Consider the following 14,670-nt stretch of genomic DNA (forward strand, 5'->3'; position numbering starts at 1 on the left):
TAATCCATGTAGGAACAAAAACATGCCTAAAGAAATATGAAAAATTCAATTAACAATAAGTACTTACTGATCGTCATTACACTATTTGTGGGCGTGCTGTTAGGTTGGTTGATTAAGCCATCCGCAAATCTTCCTGAACAACCACCAGTACATGAGCATGTGGAATCCACTGTTGGGGCTTCTTCGGTTTACACCTGTTCCATGCATCCCCAGATTCGCCAAGGTGAACCTGGTGACTGTCCTATTTGTGGAATGGATCTCATTCAATTGGAGAATGATTCTCAAGAAACTGATCCTTTGTCTATTACCATGTCCCCTACAGCCATCCAACTTGCAGACGTGAAAACGATGGTAGTGGGTAAGGGGAAAGCGGAAAAAACGCTTAGGCTAGACGGGAAAATCCAAGTTGATGAGCGCTTATTGTTTACACAAGCAAGCCATATTCCAGGTAGAATTGAAAAATTGATGGTGAATTTTACTGGTGAGTACATAGCTAAAGGACAGACCATTGCTTTGGTGTATTCTCCAGAGTTGGTGACCAGCCAGGAAGAACTTCTTCAGGCAAATAAAATAAAAGAAGAACAACCAGCGCTTTTTAATGCGGCTGTGGCCAAGCTTAAGAACTGGAAAGTGTCAGAAGCACAAGTTCAGCAGATATTGACTACTGGGGAAGTAATTAAGAATTTCCCTATCAAAGCAAATGTTTCTGGTTATGTTTCTCAAAAATTTGCCAATCTGGGAGACCATCTCGCTATGGGGCAAGCCCTGTATGAGGTTTCAAATTTGTCTAAGGTTTGGGTATTATTTGATGTTTATGAATCTGAGATTCCTTGGATTAAAACTGGAGATGAGGTAAACTATCGGGTACAATCTATTCCCGGAGAAATCTTTACATCGAAAATTGATTACCTGGACCCCATAATCGATCCGGACACCAGAGTAGCTTCTGCAAGGATAAGCATTGCTAATCCTGATCTAAAATATAAGCCTGAAATGTTTGTTTCTGGAGTAATTACAAGCTCCATTACTGGGGCCGAAGAGGCTATAGTTGTTCCAAAGACTGCAGTCATGTGGACAGGTACCCGGTCTGTTGTGTATGTGAAAAAGATAAGTTCCAAAGGACTGAGCTTTCAACTTCGTGAAGTAACACTTGGGGCTGCCTTGGGAACTGAATACCTTATAGAAGCAGGTCTTCACCCGGGGGAGGAAATTGTAGTTAATGGCGCTTTCAGTATTGATGCTGCTGCCCAATTGGCAGGAAAGCCAAGTATGATGAACCCTGAAGGAGGGGTAGCAATGTCTGGGCACAATCACGGTGGCATGGAAATGACGAAGGCAAGTCAAATAGAAGGTTCAATAGGGAATTCCCTTACCCAGGCAGCTAAAGATGGTTTGATACCTATTTTTGATCATTATTTTAAATTAAAAAATGCCCTGACTATCGATGATTTAAAGCGGTCAATATCACAAGCAGAGGAAATGCTTAATTATATTTCAAATATTGACATGGAATCCTTTGAAGGGAATGCCCATATGGAATGGATGAAGTACCAGAAAAGCTTATCGGTTTCCCTTGAAAAGATAGGTTCCGATAAGTCTTTGGAAGAAGTCCGCAAAACATTTCTTTCAATTTCCGATGAAATGATAGGCATGGCGGAAAAATTTCATCCTTTTCCTAAACCTCTTTTTGTACAACATTGTCCCATGGCTGATACCAATCGGGGAGCGGATTGGTTGAGCATGGAAGAAAAAGTGGTGAATCCTTATTTTGGAAAATCAATGCTGACCTGTGGGGAAGTCACAAGAACAATTAAATAACCGCGAAGAATAGAAAGATAGAAGCGAAGCTTATTGTTAATTTGTTTTGGTAATTGTTTGATAATTCTTAAATTAAATCATAAGTAAAATGTAGATCGATTATTTATTCTGTACTTCTATAAAATACCCAAATCATGAAGGTTCTGAAAATAATACTTGCCATCGTTTTAATATTGATTTCCATCCCTTTTATAGTAGGGATGTTTATTGATGAGGATTATACCGTAGTTAAGGAGGTAACCATTGAAAAACCTATAGAAGAGGTTTTTGATTATGTGAAACTACTCAAAAACCAAGAATACTTTTCAAGTTGGGCCTTAAAGGATCCAACCATGAAAAAAAGTTTTAATGGTGTAGATGGTGAAGTGGGATTTGTCTCAGCCTGGGACAGTAAAGATCCGAATGTAGGGGTGGGAGAACAAGAAATACTGGCAATTGAACAAGGTAAAAGAATCGATTATGCCTTAAGGTTTAAGGAACCTTTTGAAGCATCTGATAAGGCTTATATTGAATTTGATGAAGTAAATGGGGATAAAACCAAAGTTACCTGGGGATTTGAAGGGCATATGGATTATCCAATGAATTCTATGTTGTTGATGATGGATATGGAGGAAATGGTCGGTAAAGATTTTTCCGAAGGCTTGCAAAAGTTAAAGTCAATTCTGGAAAACAATTAATTTTGACTGACATGGCTTGTCTCAGGAATTGACACTTATTAATCCGAGAGGTGAATTTAGTTTAGGGCTATAAGTTAAAAATAGTATTAATAATGCTTGACACTTACGTATAGTAAGCGAGTATCAACCGTTGAAAAAGTTAAACCCGAAATATGAAATAGACAATCTATTACGTGCTGAAATCGCTTCAAAATCAGCCACTTCGTTGCTGTTTTCAATTTCACCATAGCGGTGCTATGCTAAAATCTCCAAACAGCCTGATTTTCTTGCGATTGCAACACTTCCCGTAAACACGGGACAGGCTTCACCCCTGACATTGTCAGGGCGGAGAAATCCTATTACATAATCCGGGTTAAAATCAAATGGGAATACTTTATAATAATCAAAGTATTCCCATTTGAATGATTAATTGTTTTTATTTTTTAGTCCTTCCTCAGACAAATATACCACAGAATTAAATTGGTTTAATTCAAGGCAAAAATCTATGTCTTTATCTAAGTCGTGATTTTGTAGGCGTTTTGCATGAGAAGCCTTTTGAAGAAAACCTTGCAAATCTCCACCAACTTGTTGATAGAGTGCTTCCATTCCTAATGTAGCATCGCAATCATGGTCCCAGCCTAATAGAAGGGACAGTGCTCCAGCATACAAAGAATCTTCCAAATTAAATTTACCTTTCCATCCTGCGCATAAAACCAGCACATCATTGGTAGAAGTTTGTAAATAATCTACAGTAGCTTGAAGGTTCAGAAATGATCCTATAAGTACTTCTGAGGCTTGTTCTCGAGCTAAAGAAATAGCTCTTGTGCCGTTTGTAGTAGTCATGGCCACATTTTGACCAGCAAAGGCTTGGTCTAAATAAGCCAATGGACTATTTCCTAAATCAAAGCCATCTGCCTGCTTGCCATTGCGCTCTCCTGCAATGAGCCAACCACTTTTTTTATAAGATTTACATTGATCTAGATCCTTTACGGGGACGATGGAATTCACGCCATTAGAAAGCGCTGTTACCATGGTAGAACTAGCTCTGAAAATATCAACAACGATGACGGTTTTGTTTGCTAACTCGTGGAGGTCCAACAAGTCAGGACTGATACAGGTTTCTATGGTTTTCATTTTTTAAGCAGGGGTAGTTTCTCTATTTTGGCAGAAATTCTTTTTTTCCTTACCTCAATCCCGATCTCGGTTCCAGGTTTGGCGTATTCAATGTCTACATAACCTAAACCAATACCAATACCCATGCTTGGTGATTGACTTCCAGAAGTGACTTTTCCTATAACTTCACCTTCTGCATTTACAATGGAATAATCTGCTCTTGGAATTCCTCTTTCTAAAAGTTTAAAACCTACTAGTTTTCTTTTGATACCTGCTTCTTTCTGCTTTTTCAGCGCCTCATGATTAATGAAGTCTTTGGTGAATTTGGTAATCCAGCCTAATCCCGCCTCTAATGGGGAGGTGGTATCTGAAAGTTCATGGCCATAAAGGCAATATCCCATTTCTAAGCGTAGGGTGTCCCTGGCTCCCAATCCTATTGGTTTTATATCCAGTTGGCTACCTGAATCGAAAATGGCATTCCATATTTTCTTTGCATCGGCATTTTTCACATACAATTCAAAGCCTGGTTCACCTGTATAGCCAGTAGCAGAAATGATTACATCGTCTACACCTGCAAAAGAGCCTACTTCAAAATGATAAAATGGAATATCTTTTAATGAAGTTGAAGTTAGTGATTGTATGGCTTTTATTGTATTCGGCCCTTGAATGGCAAATAAGGAAATTTCATCTGATATGTTTTCCAGTTTTGCATTTACAGTGTTATGTTGCTGTATCCATGCCCAGTCTTTATCGATATTGGATGCGTTCACTACAAGCATGTAGCGCTCTTCTTCTATTTTATAAACCAAAAAATCATCAACAACTCCGCCCTCAAGATTGGGAAAGCAAGTGTATTGTGCTTGTCCTATTTTAAGCTTTGCGGCATCATTTGAGGAGACTTTTTGTATTAAGTCAAGAGCATTGGGTCCCTGTACTATAAATTCACCCATATGGGAAACATCAAAAACACCCACGTTTTCTCGAACTGTTTTGTGTTCCTCCATATCGGAGCTGTACCTTACAGGCATGTCATACCCTGCAAATGGGATCATTTTTGCACCTAATGAATGATGTATTTCATCTAGAGTTACCTTTTTTATTTTCTCCATTAATCTTTGACTTTATATTAAAAGCCTAAAGGTAAGAAATGTGATTAATTATAAAGAAAAGGTTTGGGAAAAAGACCGTTCGCAACTAATACATTTGTTAACTATTCAATATATAATTCCTATTCCAGATAGCCTGGGTTTTGAATCAGTTTCGAATTGGCCAACAACTCCCTTTGAGGAATAGGAAAGATTAATTTTGGATCATCGAATGAATACTTGAAATTGGAATCGTTATTGTCCACCACAATGCCTCTGGTGCGTTTGATGTCATGTAGATTATGGCCTTCATGTGCCAATTCCAACTTCCTCTCTTTTAATATATCTTCAAGGGTCACACTTGTCTTTTCAGGTAATAAAACCCTCCTTCTTATTCTGTTAATGTCTTCCAATACGGTAGCTCCTATACTGGTGCCTTCTCTGAAGTTGGCTTCAGCTCGAGTAAGGAACAGCTCTGCCAATCTAATGATTTTGACATTGGCATTTTGATCCCTCCATTTATTTGTTCGAATGGCCCCGGCCCTTTCTTCATATTGACTTAACCTGTCATCTCCATCTTCATACAATGCTAAATGATTTCCGGAAATACCAACATCACCATCTCTTCCACCAAATTCTGGAGTGGAGTAGAAAAGATGCATGGCATTTACTGGATCTTGGGCACTCACCTGAATAGTAAATATATCTTCTTGACTATCTGATTCATTATTGAAAGCATTCATGTATTGGTCCATGAGTTTTTTGCCATAGGCTAGCGCCAAATTTATGCTTCTATTGGCGGCATCTCGAGCAGAGGTATAATCTTCAATTTGTAAGTATACTCTGGAAAGCATAGCAGAAGCAATGTATTGAGACGCGAAGATATTGTTTGACTCAGGTAGTAATTGTTCCGCTTCCGTTAGGTCCTTAATGATTTGTTGGTAAACGTTTTCAACAGAATGTCTTTCGACAACCCCGTTATTTTGACCACCTCTGGAAGGTGAAAGGATCAAAGGAACGGCCAGGTTCGTAGAAGGATTTTCGGAAACATAGGGCAATCCATATAATTTAACCAATTCAAAATACACGACTCCTCTTATAAATAATGCCTCTCCTTTAACTCTATCCTGATCCTCGGTTTTTACCTTATCTATAGCCTCAATAATATTGTTGGCTAAATTAATAGTGCTATATGCGGTAGTCCATGTGTCTGTAACAAATGAATTGTTTGTTAAAATGCTTTTGTTGAGCATTTCTCTTGGCTGTACGAATGTGCCTTCCCATCTTAGCTCATTGTTTGCAGCGAGCATTTCGCTGTAGAGCAGAACTCTTCCTCCCCAGAGGTCTGATTTCCTAATATTAGCGTAGGCACCTATGAGCACTCTTTTGATATTCGCATCACTGTCAAGCGCAGTAAGCTCATCGATTTCTTGTGATGGTTTTAAATCCAATTGATCATCACAAGAAACAATAAAGAAGATAAAAAATAACAGGATCGGTGTGTGTAATACTTTTGATGACATATATAAAATATTTAAAACCCTAAATCCAAGCCTATAGAAAATGTTCTAGCCTGTGGGGCTGAATAAAGATCAACTCCCTGGAATAAATTAGCATTGGCAAAATTATTGGATAATGCCTCAGTTCCTACTTCGGGGTCCCAACCATTGTACTTAGTGAATGTCAATAAGTTTTGGGCGATAATATAAATTTTAGCATTCTGGATTTTCAACTTATCGTTCCACTTTTCAGGAAAGTTGTAGGCCAGAGATAATGTTTTTAGTCGTAGGTAGCTACCATCAGAAATGTACCTGCTTGAAGCACTGCAACCATTACAAATACCTAACCTGGCTTGAGGAATGTCGGTTTGATCCCCTGGCTTTTGCCACCTTTCCATTTGTTCTGCTGTGTTATTGTCAAACCAATTCCCATTGTTGGCGTAATAACCACCTGCTGCTTCGTAAATTTTATTTCCATAAACGCCTTGAAAGAGGAATTCCAAATCAAGGTTTTTATAAGAGAGGTCATTCGTAATGCCCGCTATAAAATCAGGGTTGGGGCTTCCCAAAAACAGTCGAGCGGCAGTGTTATAATCGTTGGTCATTTCTGTTTGCGCTTCATCTTTATAATAAAGTGCGTCCCCATTTTCAGGATCTACTCCCGCGTATTTTGGGCCAAAGAATACAGCCATGGGCTGTCCGACATAGATGCCATTCAGGTAGCTTGAATAAGGTGGAGGTATTTCAGTTTGGTCTTTGGAAAGTGCCCGTACCCTATTAATGTTTCTGGAAAAATTGAAAGAAGATTTCCAAATAAAGTGGCTATTGCTGTAATTGATAGTGTTTAAAAGTACCTCTATCCCATAATTCTGCATCTTACCCAAGTTTTGTCTTTGAGTTACAAAACCTGTTGTGGCAGGCACAGGCACCAACAATAAAAGATCGCGGGTCATTTTATTGTAGAAATCTATTTCTCCTGAAAAACGGTCTTCAAATAGCCCAAATTCTAAGCCTATATCGAATTGTCTTGTGGTTTCCCAAGTTAGATTTGGGTTGGCTATCTGAGTAGGAGACAAACCTGCATTGAGTCCGTAAGGTAATGGCTCATACAATCCCATGTGGTCAAAATCACCAATTAGGGCATTCCCTGTAAGGCCATAAGAAGTACGGAGTTTAAAATAACTTAGGTAAGCATTGTCTTTCAGGAAGTTCTCTTCACTGATGAGCCATCCTAAAGATCCTGCTGGGAAAAAACCATATTTATTGCTTTCTCCAAACCTGGAAGAACCATCGTATCTGGCACTAACTGCAAGTAAGTATTTATCATCCAATTTGTAATTTAATCTTGTAAAGTAGGATAGAAAGGAAGAGTTGCTGAGGGAGGATGTGCCATCTGTGATTTCTGCCGCAGACTTTAATGTGGTGAGTCCGTCCAGTGGAAACTCTTTACCCTCTACACTTGTAAACCTGTTTTCTGTTTTTTGGAAAGACATTCCCAGCGTAGCCTCCAGTTTATGAGGTCCCTGAAGATTAGGTTTGTAGGTGAAGAAATTATTTGTGTTATAGGTGGCAATTTTTAACCAACGTGATGATCCATAACCATTTGAACTTTGACCAGTGGCGGTTTTTGATCCGAAATAAGAATCATCGTTTTGTGTAAGGTTGTCCAGCCCAAACTCTGACCTAAAAGTAAGGTTTTCAATAAGTTTCAACTCCCCGAAAATGCCATTGATGTTTCTTAAGCCTGTTGTAGTCCAATTGGAATTTTCTGAGTCTATTAAATTATTGTAATAGGTGGTAGTGGGGCGGTCATATAATTCCCCGTCCAGATTTCTTAACGGAGAAATGGGAGCCAAAGCAACCAATTGCATAGGATTGTTAAATTGATTGTCACTAGGCAATGTATTGGTTGTGGTCCTTGATAAACTAAAATTGGCGCCAATCTTGAATCTATTTGAAACCTGATGGTCAAAATTTAGTCTACCGGAAATTCGTTCAAAATTATTTCTGATCAGTATGCCATCTTGTTTGTCATAAGCAGTAGATAAATAAAAGCTAGTTTTATTGTCTCCCCCTGAAGCAGAGAAATTCACCTTAGTGACACCGGCATCTCCTCTGAAAGCTTGATCTTGCCAATTGGTATTGATGCCTCCATCTCTCCAGTTGGTATGACCTGCGTATTGATCCAATCTGTTTTCTACAAATTGAAGGTCTGAATCAGGATAATCCAAAGTATTGTTTATTGGGTCTTTGTTAGCGGCCAAATCATTGTTATAACCAGCTTCGCGCATTAATTCAACAAATTGGCTGGCGTTTAGAAAGTCCTTCTTTCGAGTAGGGCTACTATAGCCTCTCTGCAGGCCTATTTTAAATTTTGTTTTGCCTATTTCTCCTTTTTTTGTTGTGATCACTACTACACCGTTGGATCCTCTTGCTCCATAAATGGATGCCGCCGCCGCATCTTTCAGAACATTGATTGACTCAATGTCACTGATATTTATCATGGCCAAAGGGTTGCTATTACCAAGACTTCCGGAGGTAGTAACAGGAATCCCATCTATAATATAAAATGGGTCATTGCCAGCTGAAATGGATGTAGTGCCTCTTATTCGAACCTTAACCCCTTCTCCAAGCTTCCCAGTAGATGAAGTTACATGTACTCCTGTGAGTCTGCCTTGCAGGGTTTCCTGAAAATTAGGAACTGGGATATTTTCAATTTCATGCCCTTCAATTTTGGCTATATTTCCTGTCAGATCTGCCTTATTTGCACTTCCATAGCCAACCACCACGATTTCGTTAAGCGTTTGCAAATTAGGAATAAGACTTACGTTCAACGTTTTGCTGCTGTTTACAAGGAATTCCTGTTGAATAAATCCTAAATAAGAAAAAACAATGGTTGATTCTTTGTCTATGTTAATTTGATATTGACCTGAAGTATCCGTAAGGGTAGATTTGCCACTTTCCGCAATCCCAATACTTACTCCAGGGATTGCTTTGCCATCCTCATTAGAAATAACTTTTCCAGAAATAGTAATACCTTGCGATAAACCAATTAAAGGGACAGCAAATAATAAAGTCAACACAATAGAGATATTGCTTTTCATAGATAATCTGGTGGGTAATGTAAGCGTAATACGGTGATACGAAATATTGTTAATCTAAATGTTCTTTTAGATTATTTGGGGATAAGTATTAGTAGTAAACTAATACTAATGTAGTAAAAAAAATAACCTTTGGCATAATCTTGTATGATTAAAATTGATTTACAGGTATTTTTTTATTCGAAAAGTATTGGTTTAATCTATAAAATATGCGTGGGTTTATGAGGTTTTGAGTTGTTAGGAGGCTAATTTTATTGATATAATAGGTGCGACTATAATAAATCATTGATTTATTGCTGTCTTCAGTGAAATAACCATAATACGGGATCGGTATTATGATTTTTTTAATTAGTTTCCAGCGGTAAGCTGATTCAAGCTGTTTAAATAGGAAGCCGCTTCAATTTCTTGTTAAAAGTTGAATAGTTCCTCTCTCATTTCGTTGAAGTTTTTCAAAACCAAAAAGTACAATAGACCCTTAGTTCTATGAGTGATACTGCTTAAAAATCATTTGTGTAATTGTAGGGCATAAGCCTCTAATACAAATTCTATGGAAAAAAATTGAGTGTATAGCTGGTTTTTTCTTTAATAGTAAAAAAAGAACAATAGCTTAAAACAAAAAAAACTCAGAATAGGATTCCCCTATTCTGAGTTTGTAAGCCGTTTTGTAAATATTTAAATAGAAAAACTTTCACCACAACCACATGTTCTTGATGCGTTTGGGTTTACAAATTGAAAGCCTTTGCCATTTAATCCATCAGTAAACTCTAAAGTAGTTCCTGCAAGGTATAGCAAGCTTTTTCTATCCACGATTATTTTCACTCCTTTATCTTCAAAAACATGGTCTGATTCCGAGGTGACATTGTCAAAACCTAAGTCGTACATTAAACCAGAACAACCTCCGCCTTTTACCGATACCCTTATGTTTTCTTCGTCATTCCTATTTTCTTCCTGTCTAAGTTCAAGGATACGATCCTTGGCTTTTTCTGAAACGATGATCATATCTTCTATAATTTAATTACCCTATTCATTTAACGACAATTAACCAGTAATGTTAGAAATAAATTCCATTTTTCCTACCGAATTCCCCAGCAAAGTTAACAAAACAAAAGCGAATTGATGATATATTTGAAACCGAAATATGCAATAGATATTCTATTACATAATCCGGGTTGAATCAGAAGGTTGTTCCTTAATTAATAGAATCTGAATTTTTTCACTACTGGGATTGTATTTAAGCTTCAATTACCCTTATTAAAACTGTACCTGAGAATGCTTAATTAGGGAATGGCACAGCTCATAAATAAATTGTACTTTTGTATTGGAAATAAATAGCCCCATTAAGATGGGTTGTTAGCAGAAAATAAAATTTATGGATAAGGAAAAAAGGACTGAAATTTCAAGCCTAGGAGAGTTTGGGCTTATTGATTTGATCAGTGAGGACATAAAAAGCAATCATGCCAGTTCTATCAAAGGAATTGGTGACGATGCGGCAGTGATAGGGGATGGTGAGGATCTTCGGGTAGTGACCACCGACTTGCTTTTAGAAGGTGTTCATTTCGATCTTTCCTTCACACCCTTGAAGCATTTGGGGTTTAAGGCGGTAGCGGTAAATGTCAGTGATGTTGCTGCCATGAATGCCATCCCTACTCAAATTACTGTTGGCATTGGGCTGTCAAGTCGGTTCTCTGTAGAGGCGGTAGAAGAACTATATAAAGGAATCAAGCTTGCGGCAACACATTATAACGTAGATATTGTAGGCGGAGACACTACTTCATCCAGGGCTGGCCTGGTTTTGAGTATTACGGCCATAGGTGAAGTAAAGAAAAAAGACATCAGTTATAGATCCGGTGCGAAGGTCAATGATATCATTTGTGCCACAGGAGATTTAGGCGGGGCATTTGTAGGTTTGCAGGTTTTGGAGCGTGAAAAGCAGGTTTTTTTATCCAATCCCAATATGCAACCTGAGCTTGATAAATATCCATACATTACCCAAAGGCAACTAAAACCAGATGCGAGAATGGATATTATACATGAGTTTAAGGAAATGGGTTTGGTTCCTACTAGCATGATAGATATTTCTGACGGTTTGGCATCAGAACTATTTCATATTTGCAAAGCATCGGATGTAGGTGTGGCCATATATGAAGACAAACTCCCAATTGACAAGCAAACTTATGATACTGCTTTTGAGTTAAATTTAGATCCGACTACTTGTGTCCTAAATGGCGGTGAGGATTATGAATTGCTATTTACAATTAGTCAAAAGGACTTTGATAAACTGGAGAAACACCCAGATATTCATTTTATTGGGCATGTAACTGAAAAAGATAATGGTAAGTACCTTATCAGTAAAAGTGGTACAGCTTTACCTTTAAAAGCCCAAGGCTGGTCTCATTTTTGAGCCCTGCCTTGAGTTAATAATTTGTACATTCCTTATTCATTAGGATAAGGAATGTACAAAAACTTAGTGAATTCTTCATCGACTACAAACAGACAACAGAATTCATCTGGGTCTTTATACGATGCTTTAAATTGTTCAATTCCATCTTCCTTGATTAATTTTCGTTGGATAAACTCATCAAGGTAGGTGATGTAATAATTCCAATCGATAGCCTTTTCTTTTCGGCTTAAAAACAGTTGGCCAATAGGTTGCTCTTCTTTACTAATTGGGAAAATAGGGTATTCGGAAAACTTTCGTTTTCGGACCTGATAGGCAGCCTCCTTAAGGTTTTCGCTTATTTTTATAAAATCACTGCTAATGGTCCCCAAGTATTTCCCATTGAGTTCAGGGTCATTTTCGTTGCTGATCATCCTTGTTCTTTTAATTTTAATAAAACTACATTTTCTACATGATATGTTTGAGGAAACATGTCAACAGGTTGAATTTTGACAATCTCGTATTTGTCCGCTAGTAATGCTACATCCCTAGCTTGTGTGGCGGGGTTACAACTTACATAAACAATTTTTTTGGCCTCAAGTCTCAATAGCATCTGAACAACATCTTCGTGCATGCCTGCCCTTGGAGGATCGGTGATCACTACATTTGGTCTTTCATGGTTAGCAACAAAGGCATCATCCAATACATCTTTCATGTCTCCAGCATAAAACAATGTGTTATCTATTTCATTGCGAAGAGAGTTCTCTTTTGCATCCACAATCGCTGGCTCTACATATTCAATGCCAATTACTTGCCTTGCTTTTTTAGCAATAAAGTTAGCAATGGTGCCAGTTCCAGTATACAAATCATAAACAACTTCATTACCACTGAGCTCAGCAAACTCTCTGGTCACCTTGTAAAGCTGATAGGCCTGTGAGCTATTGGTTTGGTAAAAGGATTTGGGGCCTATTTTAAATTTTAAGCCCTCCATTGTTTCTTCAATATAATCCCTGCCTGCATAAGTATGTACATCCAGATCTTGAAAGGTTTCGTTCTTTTTAAGATTGACAATGTACATTAGGGCTGTTATTTCAGGGAAACGTTGGTGAAGAAATTCCATCGTTTTAGAGATTCCCTCTTGATCATCATCTCCAAATTGTACGATGACCATGGATTGCCCATCCAAGGTTGTTCTAATGATTAAGTTTCGCAACAATCCTGTTTGATTAATTATGTCGTAAAAAGTCAAACCTTCTTTTAAAGCAAAATCGCCTAATTCATTTCTTACATCATTGGAAATATTGTCCTGTAAGTAGCAATGGTCAATATCAATTATTTTATCAAACCTTTTAGGAACATGAAAACCCAAAGCATTGCGCTCGAATACTTCTCCGGAATCAATTTCTTCACGGGTTAGCCATCTGTTGTTCGAAAAAGTGAAATCTAACTTATTTCTGTAATATTGGGTTTTCTCCGAACCGATAATAGGAGATACCTCCGGTAATGGAACCTTAGCAATTCTCTCAAACTGATCGATCACTTGTTGTCTTTTGTATGTCATCTGGAGTTCATAGGAGATATGTTGCCATTTACAACCACCACAAACCCCAAAGTGTGCACAAAAAGGAGTAACCCTGTCTGCTGAATATTCGTGAATTTTAATTGCCTCAGCTTCCAAAAAGCTACTTTTCCCTCTGGTAACTCTGACATCTACGACATCACCAGGAGCTACATTACTAACAAAGACAACCTTACCTTCGTGGTGTCCGACACATTTACCTTCCGCAGCTATTCTTTCGATTTTTAACTGCTCGAGGACCTTATTCTTCATTTTTCTTGACATAGGTTACAAAATTAATCATTTTCGGTCAAAGGGTTGAATATTGTCCTTCTTGGTTTCAAATTTTTATGTGTCTTGGTCAATGCTGTTCTAAATAATTTTTGATTTAGCTGTATTTAGAAGGGGGCTTAGTAATAAAGAGGGTTAAGGTTCCCAGTGGCAGATCGAAGCCCATTGGAAATATCCCTTACCAATGTGCTTTTGGCAAAGTCGTAGAAGAACATCGAAACCAGATGTGTACAGCTGTCAAATCCCTTGAAGCCCTTATCGGTTTGCATTTCCTGTACCAATTTTTTGAAAACTGAACGGTTAATTTTTTTAATAATCTGTGAAAACAATGTAATATCACACATGAGAGGTTCAATTTTTACTTAGGACACTATTGGAAAAGTTTGTTTGAATTATCAAATTAATTTTTTAACTTATAATTTAGTAGTTAGTCATATTAGGAAATAATTAGGTGCAATTTTCAAACTATATTATAACAAAATTCAATCCATTAATTTTTTTTGCTGTTGGTTAATCAATATTATTAAAGTAGGTCTACTTAAAATCAAAATATAAAGACTTAAAAGAAACGATACCCGAAATAAAAACTTCATGAAAAATATTATATGGACAATAATAGCAACAGCGATATTAAGCACTTCTTGTTCAAGTAATTCGGATAAAATCACTTATCCAAAAGATTTGAAAACCTTTTCACTAAATGATTCAATAAAATTTGATCAAAAGTGGTATGATTATAAATATAAAATTGTTGTTTACTCAAATGGTTCCTCTACACACCTTATTAAATGGGCTGAGCCAATTGAAAAGTTTCCGGAAATAGCCTTTCTATTTTATATTGATAAAAAAGACTCTACTAAAATAAAGGAAAGGTTAAAACAGAGAGAGTTTTATTGGCCAGTATTTTACGATCCTGAAAACAAATTTCTAAAATCAAATAAAATAAAAGGCCTTGGAACTCGTCCCTATTATCGTTTTATTTTCGCAATTAAAGACGACAAAATAATTGATATAGCAAAAAGTAGAAACAACCCTACATTTCCTGAAGATTTTGAGAAATATTTAAATGATTTTTTATCAGAGAATTAAGCAGATAAATTTTAAAACCGATAGTTGAAACTTAAAAAAAGACTTTCCTGATAAAACCATTAGGTGGTAAACGTACCATTAGA

Annotated in this window: 12 protein-coding genes; 4 read left to right on the top strand and 8 right to left on the bottom strand. The window is 37.3% G+C overall.

Annotation, left to right across the window (positions count from 1 at the left end; genetic code table 11):
* Window positions 1–36 precede the first annotated feature (36 nt).
* Together CA2015_RS13500 and CA2015_RS13505 are read left to right on the top strand one after the other, a co-directional pair.
* A complete protein-coding gene (locus tag CA2015_RS13500) occupies window positions 37–1,818 on the top strand; it encodes an efflux RND transporter periplasmic adaptor subunit (RefSeq protein ID WP_048642378.1) in 1,782 nt (593 codons plus the stop codon).
* 134 nt (window positions 1,819–1,952) lie between these two features.
* Window positions 1,953–2,495, top strand: coding sequence for an SRPBCC family protein (locus CA2015_RS13505; protein WP_048642379.1), 543 nt, complete (start codon window positions 1,953–1,955; stop codon window positions 2,493–2,495).
* A gap of 405 nt (window positions 2,496–2,900) precedes the next feature.
* Here CA2015_RS13505 and CA2015_RS13510 read toward each other — a convergent pair whose 3' ends face one another.
* The 5 genes from CA2015_RS13510 to CA2015_RS13530 all read right to left on the bottom strand — a co-directional run bounded on the left by CA2015_RS13510 (window position 2,901) and on the right by CA2015_RS13530 (window position 10,271).
* A complete protein-coding gene (locus tag CA2015_RS13510; protein WP_048642380.1) occupies window positions 2,901–3,608 on the bottom strand; it encodes a 2-phosphosulfolactate phosphatase in 708 nt (235 codons plus the stop codon).
* Window positions 3,605–4,696, bottom strand: coding sequence for a glycine cleavage system aminomethyltransferase GcvT (gene gcvT, locus CA2015_RS13515; protein WP_048642381.1), 1,092 nt, complete (start codon window positions 4,694–4,696; stop codon window positions 3,605–3,607). The genes CA2015_RS13510 and gcvT overlap by 4 nt, the downstream gene beginning before the upstream one ends.
* A 119-nt stretch (window positions 4,697–4,815) precedes the next feature.
* Window positions 4,816–6,195 carry a RagB/SusD family nutrient uptake outer membrane protein gene (locus CA2015_RS13520; RefSeq protein ID WP_048642382.1) on the bottom strand — a complete coding sequence of 460 codons (1,380 nt, stop codon included), beginning with the start codon at window positions 6,193–6,195 and terminating at the stop codon, window positions 4,816–4,818.
* 11 nt (window positions 6,196–6,206) lie between these two features.
* On the bottom strand, window positions 6,207–9,275 hold the full coding sequence (locus tag CA2015_RS13525) for a SusC/RagA family TonB-linked outer membrane protein (protein ID WP_048642383.1): 3,069 nt from the start codon (window positions 9,273–9,275) through the stop codon (window positions 6,207–6,209).
* A 669-nt stretch (window positions 9,276–9,944) separates the two neighbouring features.
* Window positions 9,945–10,271: a HesB/IscA family protein gene (locus tag CA2015_RS13530; protein ID WP_048642384.1), complete on the bottom strand. Its 327-nt coding sequence runs from the start codon at window positions 10,269–10,271 to the stop codon at window positions 9,945–9,947.
* A gap of 370 nt (window positions 10,272–10,641) precedes the next feature.
* Here CA2015_RS13530 and thiL point away from each other — a divergent pair, with 370 nt between their 5' ends.
* Window positions 10,642–11,673: a thiamine-phosphate kinase gene (thiL, locus tag CA2015_RS13535; protein WP_048642385.1), complete on the top strand. Its 1,032-nt coding sequence runs from the start codon at window positions 10,642–10,644 to the stop codon at window positions 11,671–11,673.
* A 32-nt stretch (window positions 11,674–11,705) separates the two neighbouring features.
* Here the strand turns inward: thiL and CA2015_RS13540 are convergent, their stop codons facing one another.
* The 3 genes from CA2015_RS13540 to CA2015_RS13550 all read right to left on the bottom strand — a co-directional run bounded on the left by CA2015_RS13540 (window position 11,706) and on the right by CA2015_RS13550 (window position 13,842).
* A complete protein-coding gene (locus CA2015_RS13540; RefSeq protein WP_048642386.1) occupies window positions 11,706–12,083 on the bottom strand; it encodes a hypothetical protein in 378 nt (125 codons plus the stop codon).
* Window positions 12,080–13,492: a 23S rRNA (uracil(1939)-C(5))-methyltransferase RlmD gene (gene rlmD / locus CA2015_RS13545; protein WP_048642387.1), complete on the bottom strand. Its 1,413-nt coding sequence runs from the start codon at window positions 13,490–13,492 to the stop codon at window positions 12,080–12,082. Before rlmD ends, CA2015_RS13540 begins: the two co-directional genes overlap by 4 nt.
* 125 nt (window positions 13,493–13,617) lie before the next feature.
* Window positions 13,618–13,842, bottom strand: coding sequence for a DUF4372 domain-containing protein (locus CA2015_RS13550; RefSeq protein WP_048642388.1), 225 nt, complete (start codon window positions 13,840–13,842; stop codon window positions 13,618–13,620).
* A 247-nt stretch (window positions 13,843–14,089) separates the two neighbouring features.
* Here CA2015_RS13550 and CA2015_RS13555 point away from each other — a divergent pair, with 247 nt between their 5' ends.
* The gene (locus CA2015_RS13555; protein WP_048642389.1) at window positions 14,090–14,587 is read left to right on the top strand and encodes a hypothetical protein; all 498 of its coding nucleotides are present in this window, start codon (window positions 14,090–14,092) and stop codon (window positions 14,585–14,587) included.
* Window positions 14,588–14,670 lie beyond the last annotated feature (83 nt).

The sequence above is a fragment of the Cyclobacterium amurskyense genome (assembly GCF_001050135.1).
Taxonomy (GTDB): Bacteria; Bacteroidota; Bacteroidia; order Cytophagales; family Cyclobacteriaceae; genus Cyclobacterium; species Cyclobacterium amurskyense.

Coding starts and splice junctions, on each gene's coding strand:
- CA2015_RS13505 (WP_048642379.1), top strand. CDS start 1,953: ATGAAGGTTCTGAAAATAATACTTGCCATCGTTTTAATATTGATTTCC.
- CA2015_RS13555 (WP_048642389.1), top strand. CDS start 14,090: ATGAAAAATATTATATGGACAATAATAGCAACAGCGATATTAAGCACT.
- rlmD (WP_048642387.1), bottom strand. CDS start 13,492: ATGTCAAGAAAAATGAAGAATAAGGTCCTCGAGCAGTTAAAAATCGAA.
- CA2015_RS13530 (WP_048642384.1), bottom strand. CDS start 10,271: ATGATCATCGTTTCAGAAAAAGCCAAGGATCGTATCCTTGAACTTAGA.
- gcvT (WP_048642381.1), bottom strand. CDS start 4,696: ATGGAGAAAATAAAAAAGGTAACTCTAGATGAAATACATCATTCATTA.
- CA2015_RS13500 (WP_048642378.1), top strand. CDS start 37: ATGAAAAATTCAATTAACAATAAGTACTTACTGATCGTCATTACACTA.
- thiL (WP_048642385.1), top strand. CDS start 10,642: ATGGATAAGGAAAAAAGGACTGAAATTTCAAGCCTAGGAGAGTTTGGG.
- CA2015_RS13550 (WP_048642388.1), bottom strand. CDS start 13,842: ATGTGTGATATTACATTGTTTTCACAGATTATTAAAAAAATTAACCGT.
- CA2015_RS13520 (WP_048642382.1), bottom strand. CDS start 6,195: ATGTCATCAAAAGTATTACACACACCGATCCTGTTATTTTTTATCTTC.
- CA2015_RS13525 (WP_048642383.1), bottom strand. CDS start 9,275: ATGAAAAGCAATATCTCTATTGTGTTGACTTTATTATTTGCTGTCCCT.
- CA2015_RS13510 (WP_048642380.1), bottom strand. CDS start 3,608: ATGAAAACCATAGAAACCTGTATCAGTCCTGACTTGTTGGACCTCCAC.
- CA2015_RS13540 (WP_048642386.1), bottom strand. CDS start 12,083: ATGATCAGCAACGAAAATGACCCTGAACTCAATGGGAAATACTTGGGG.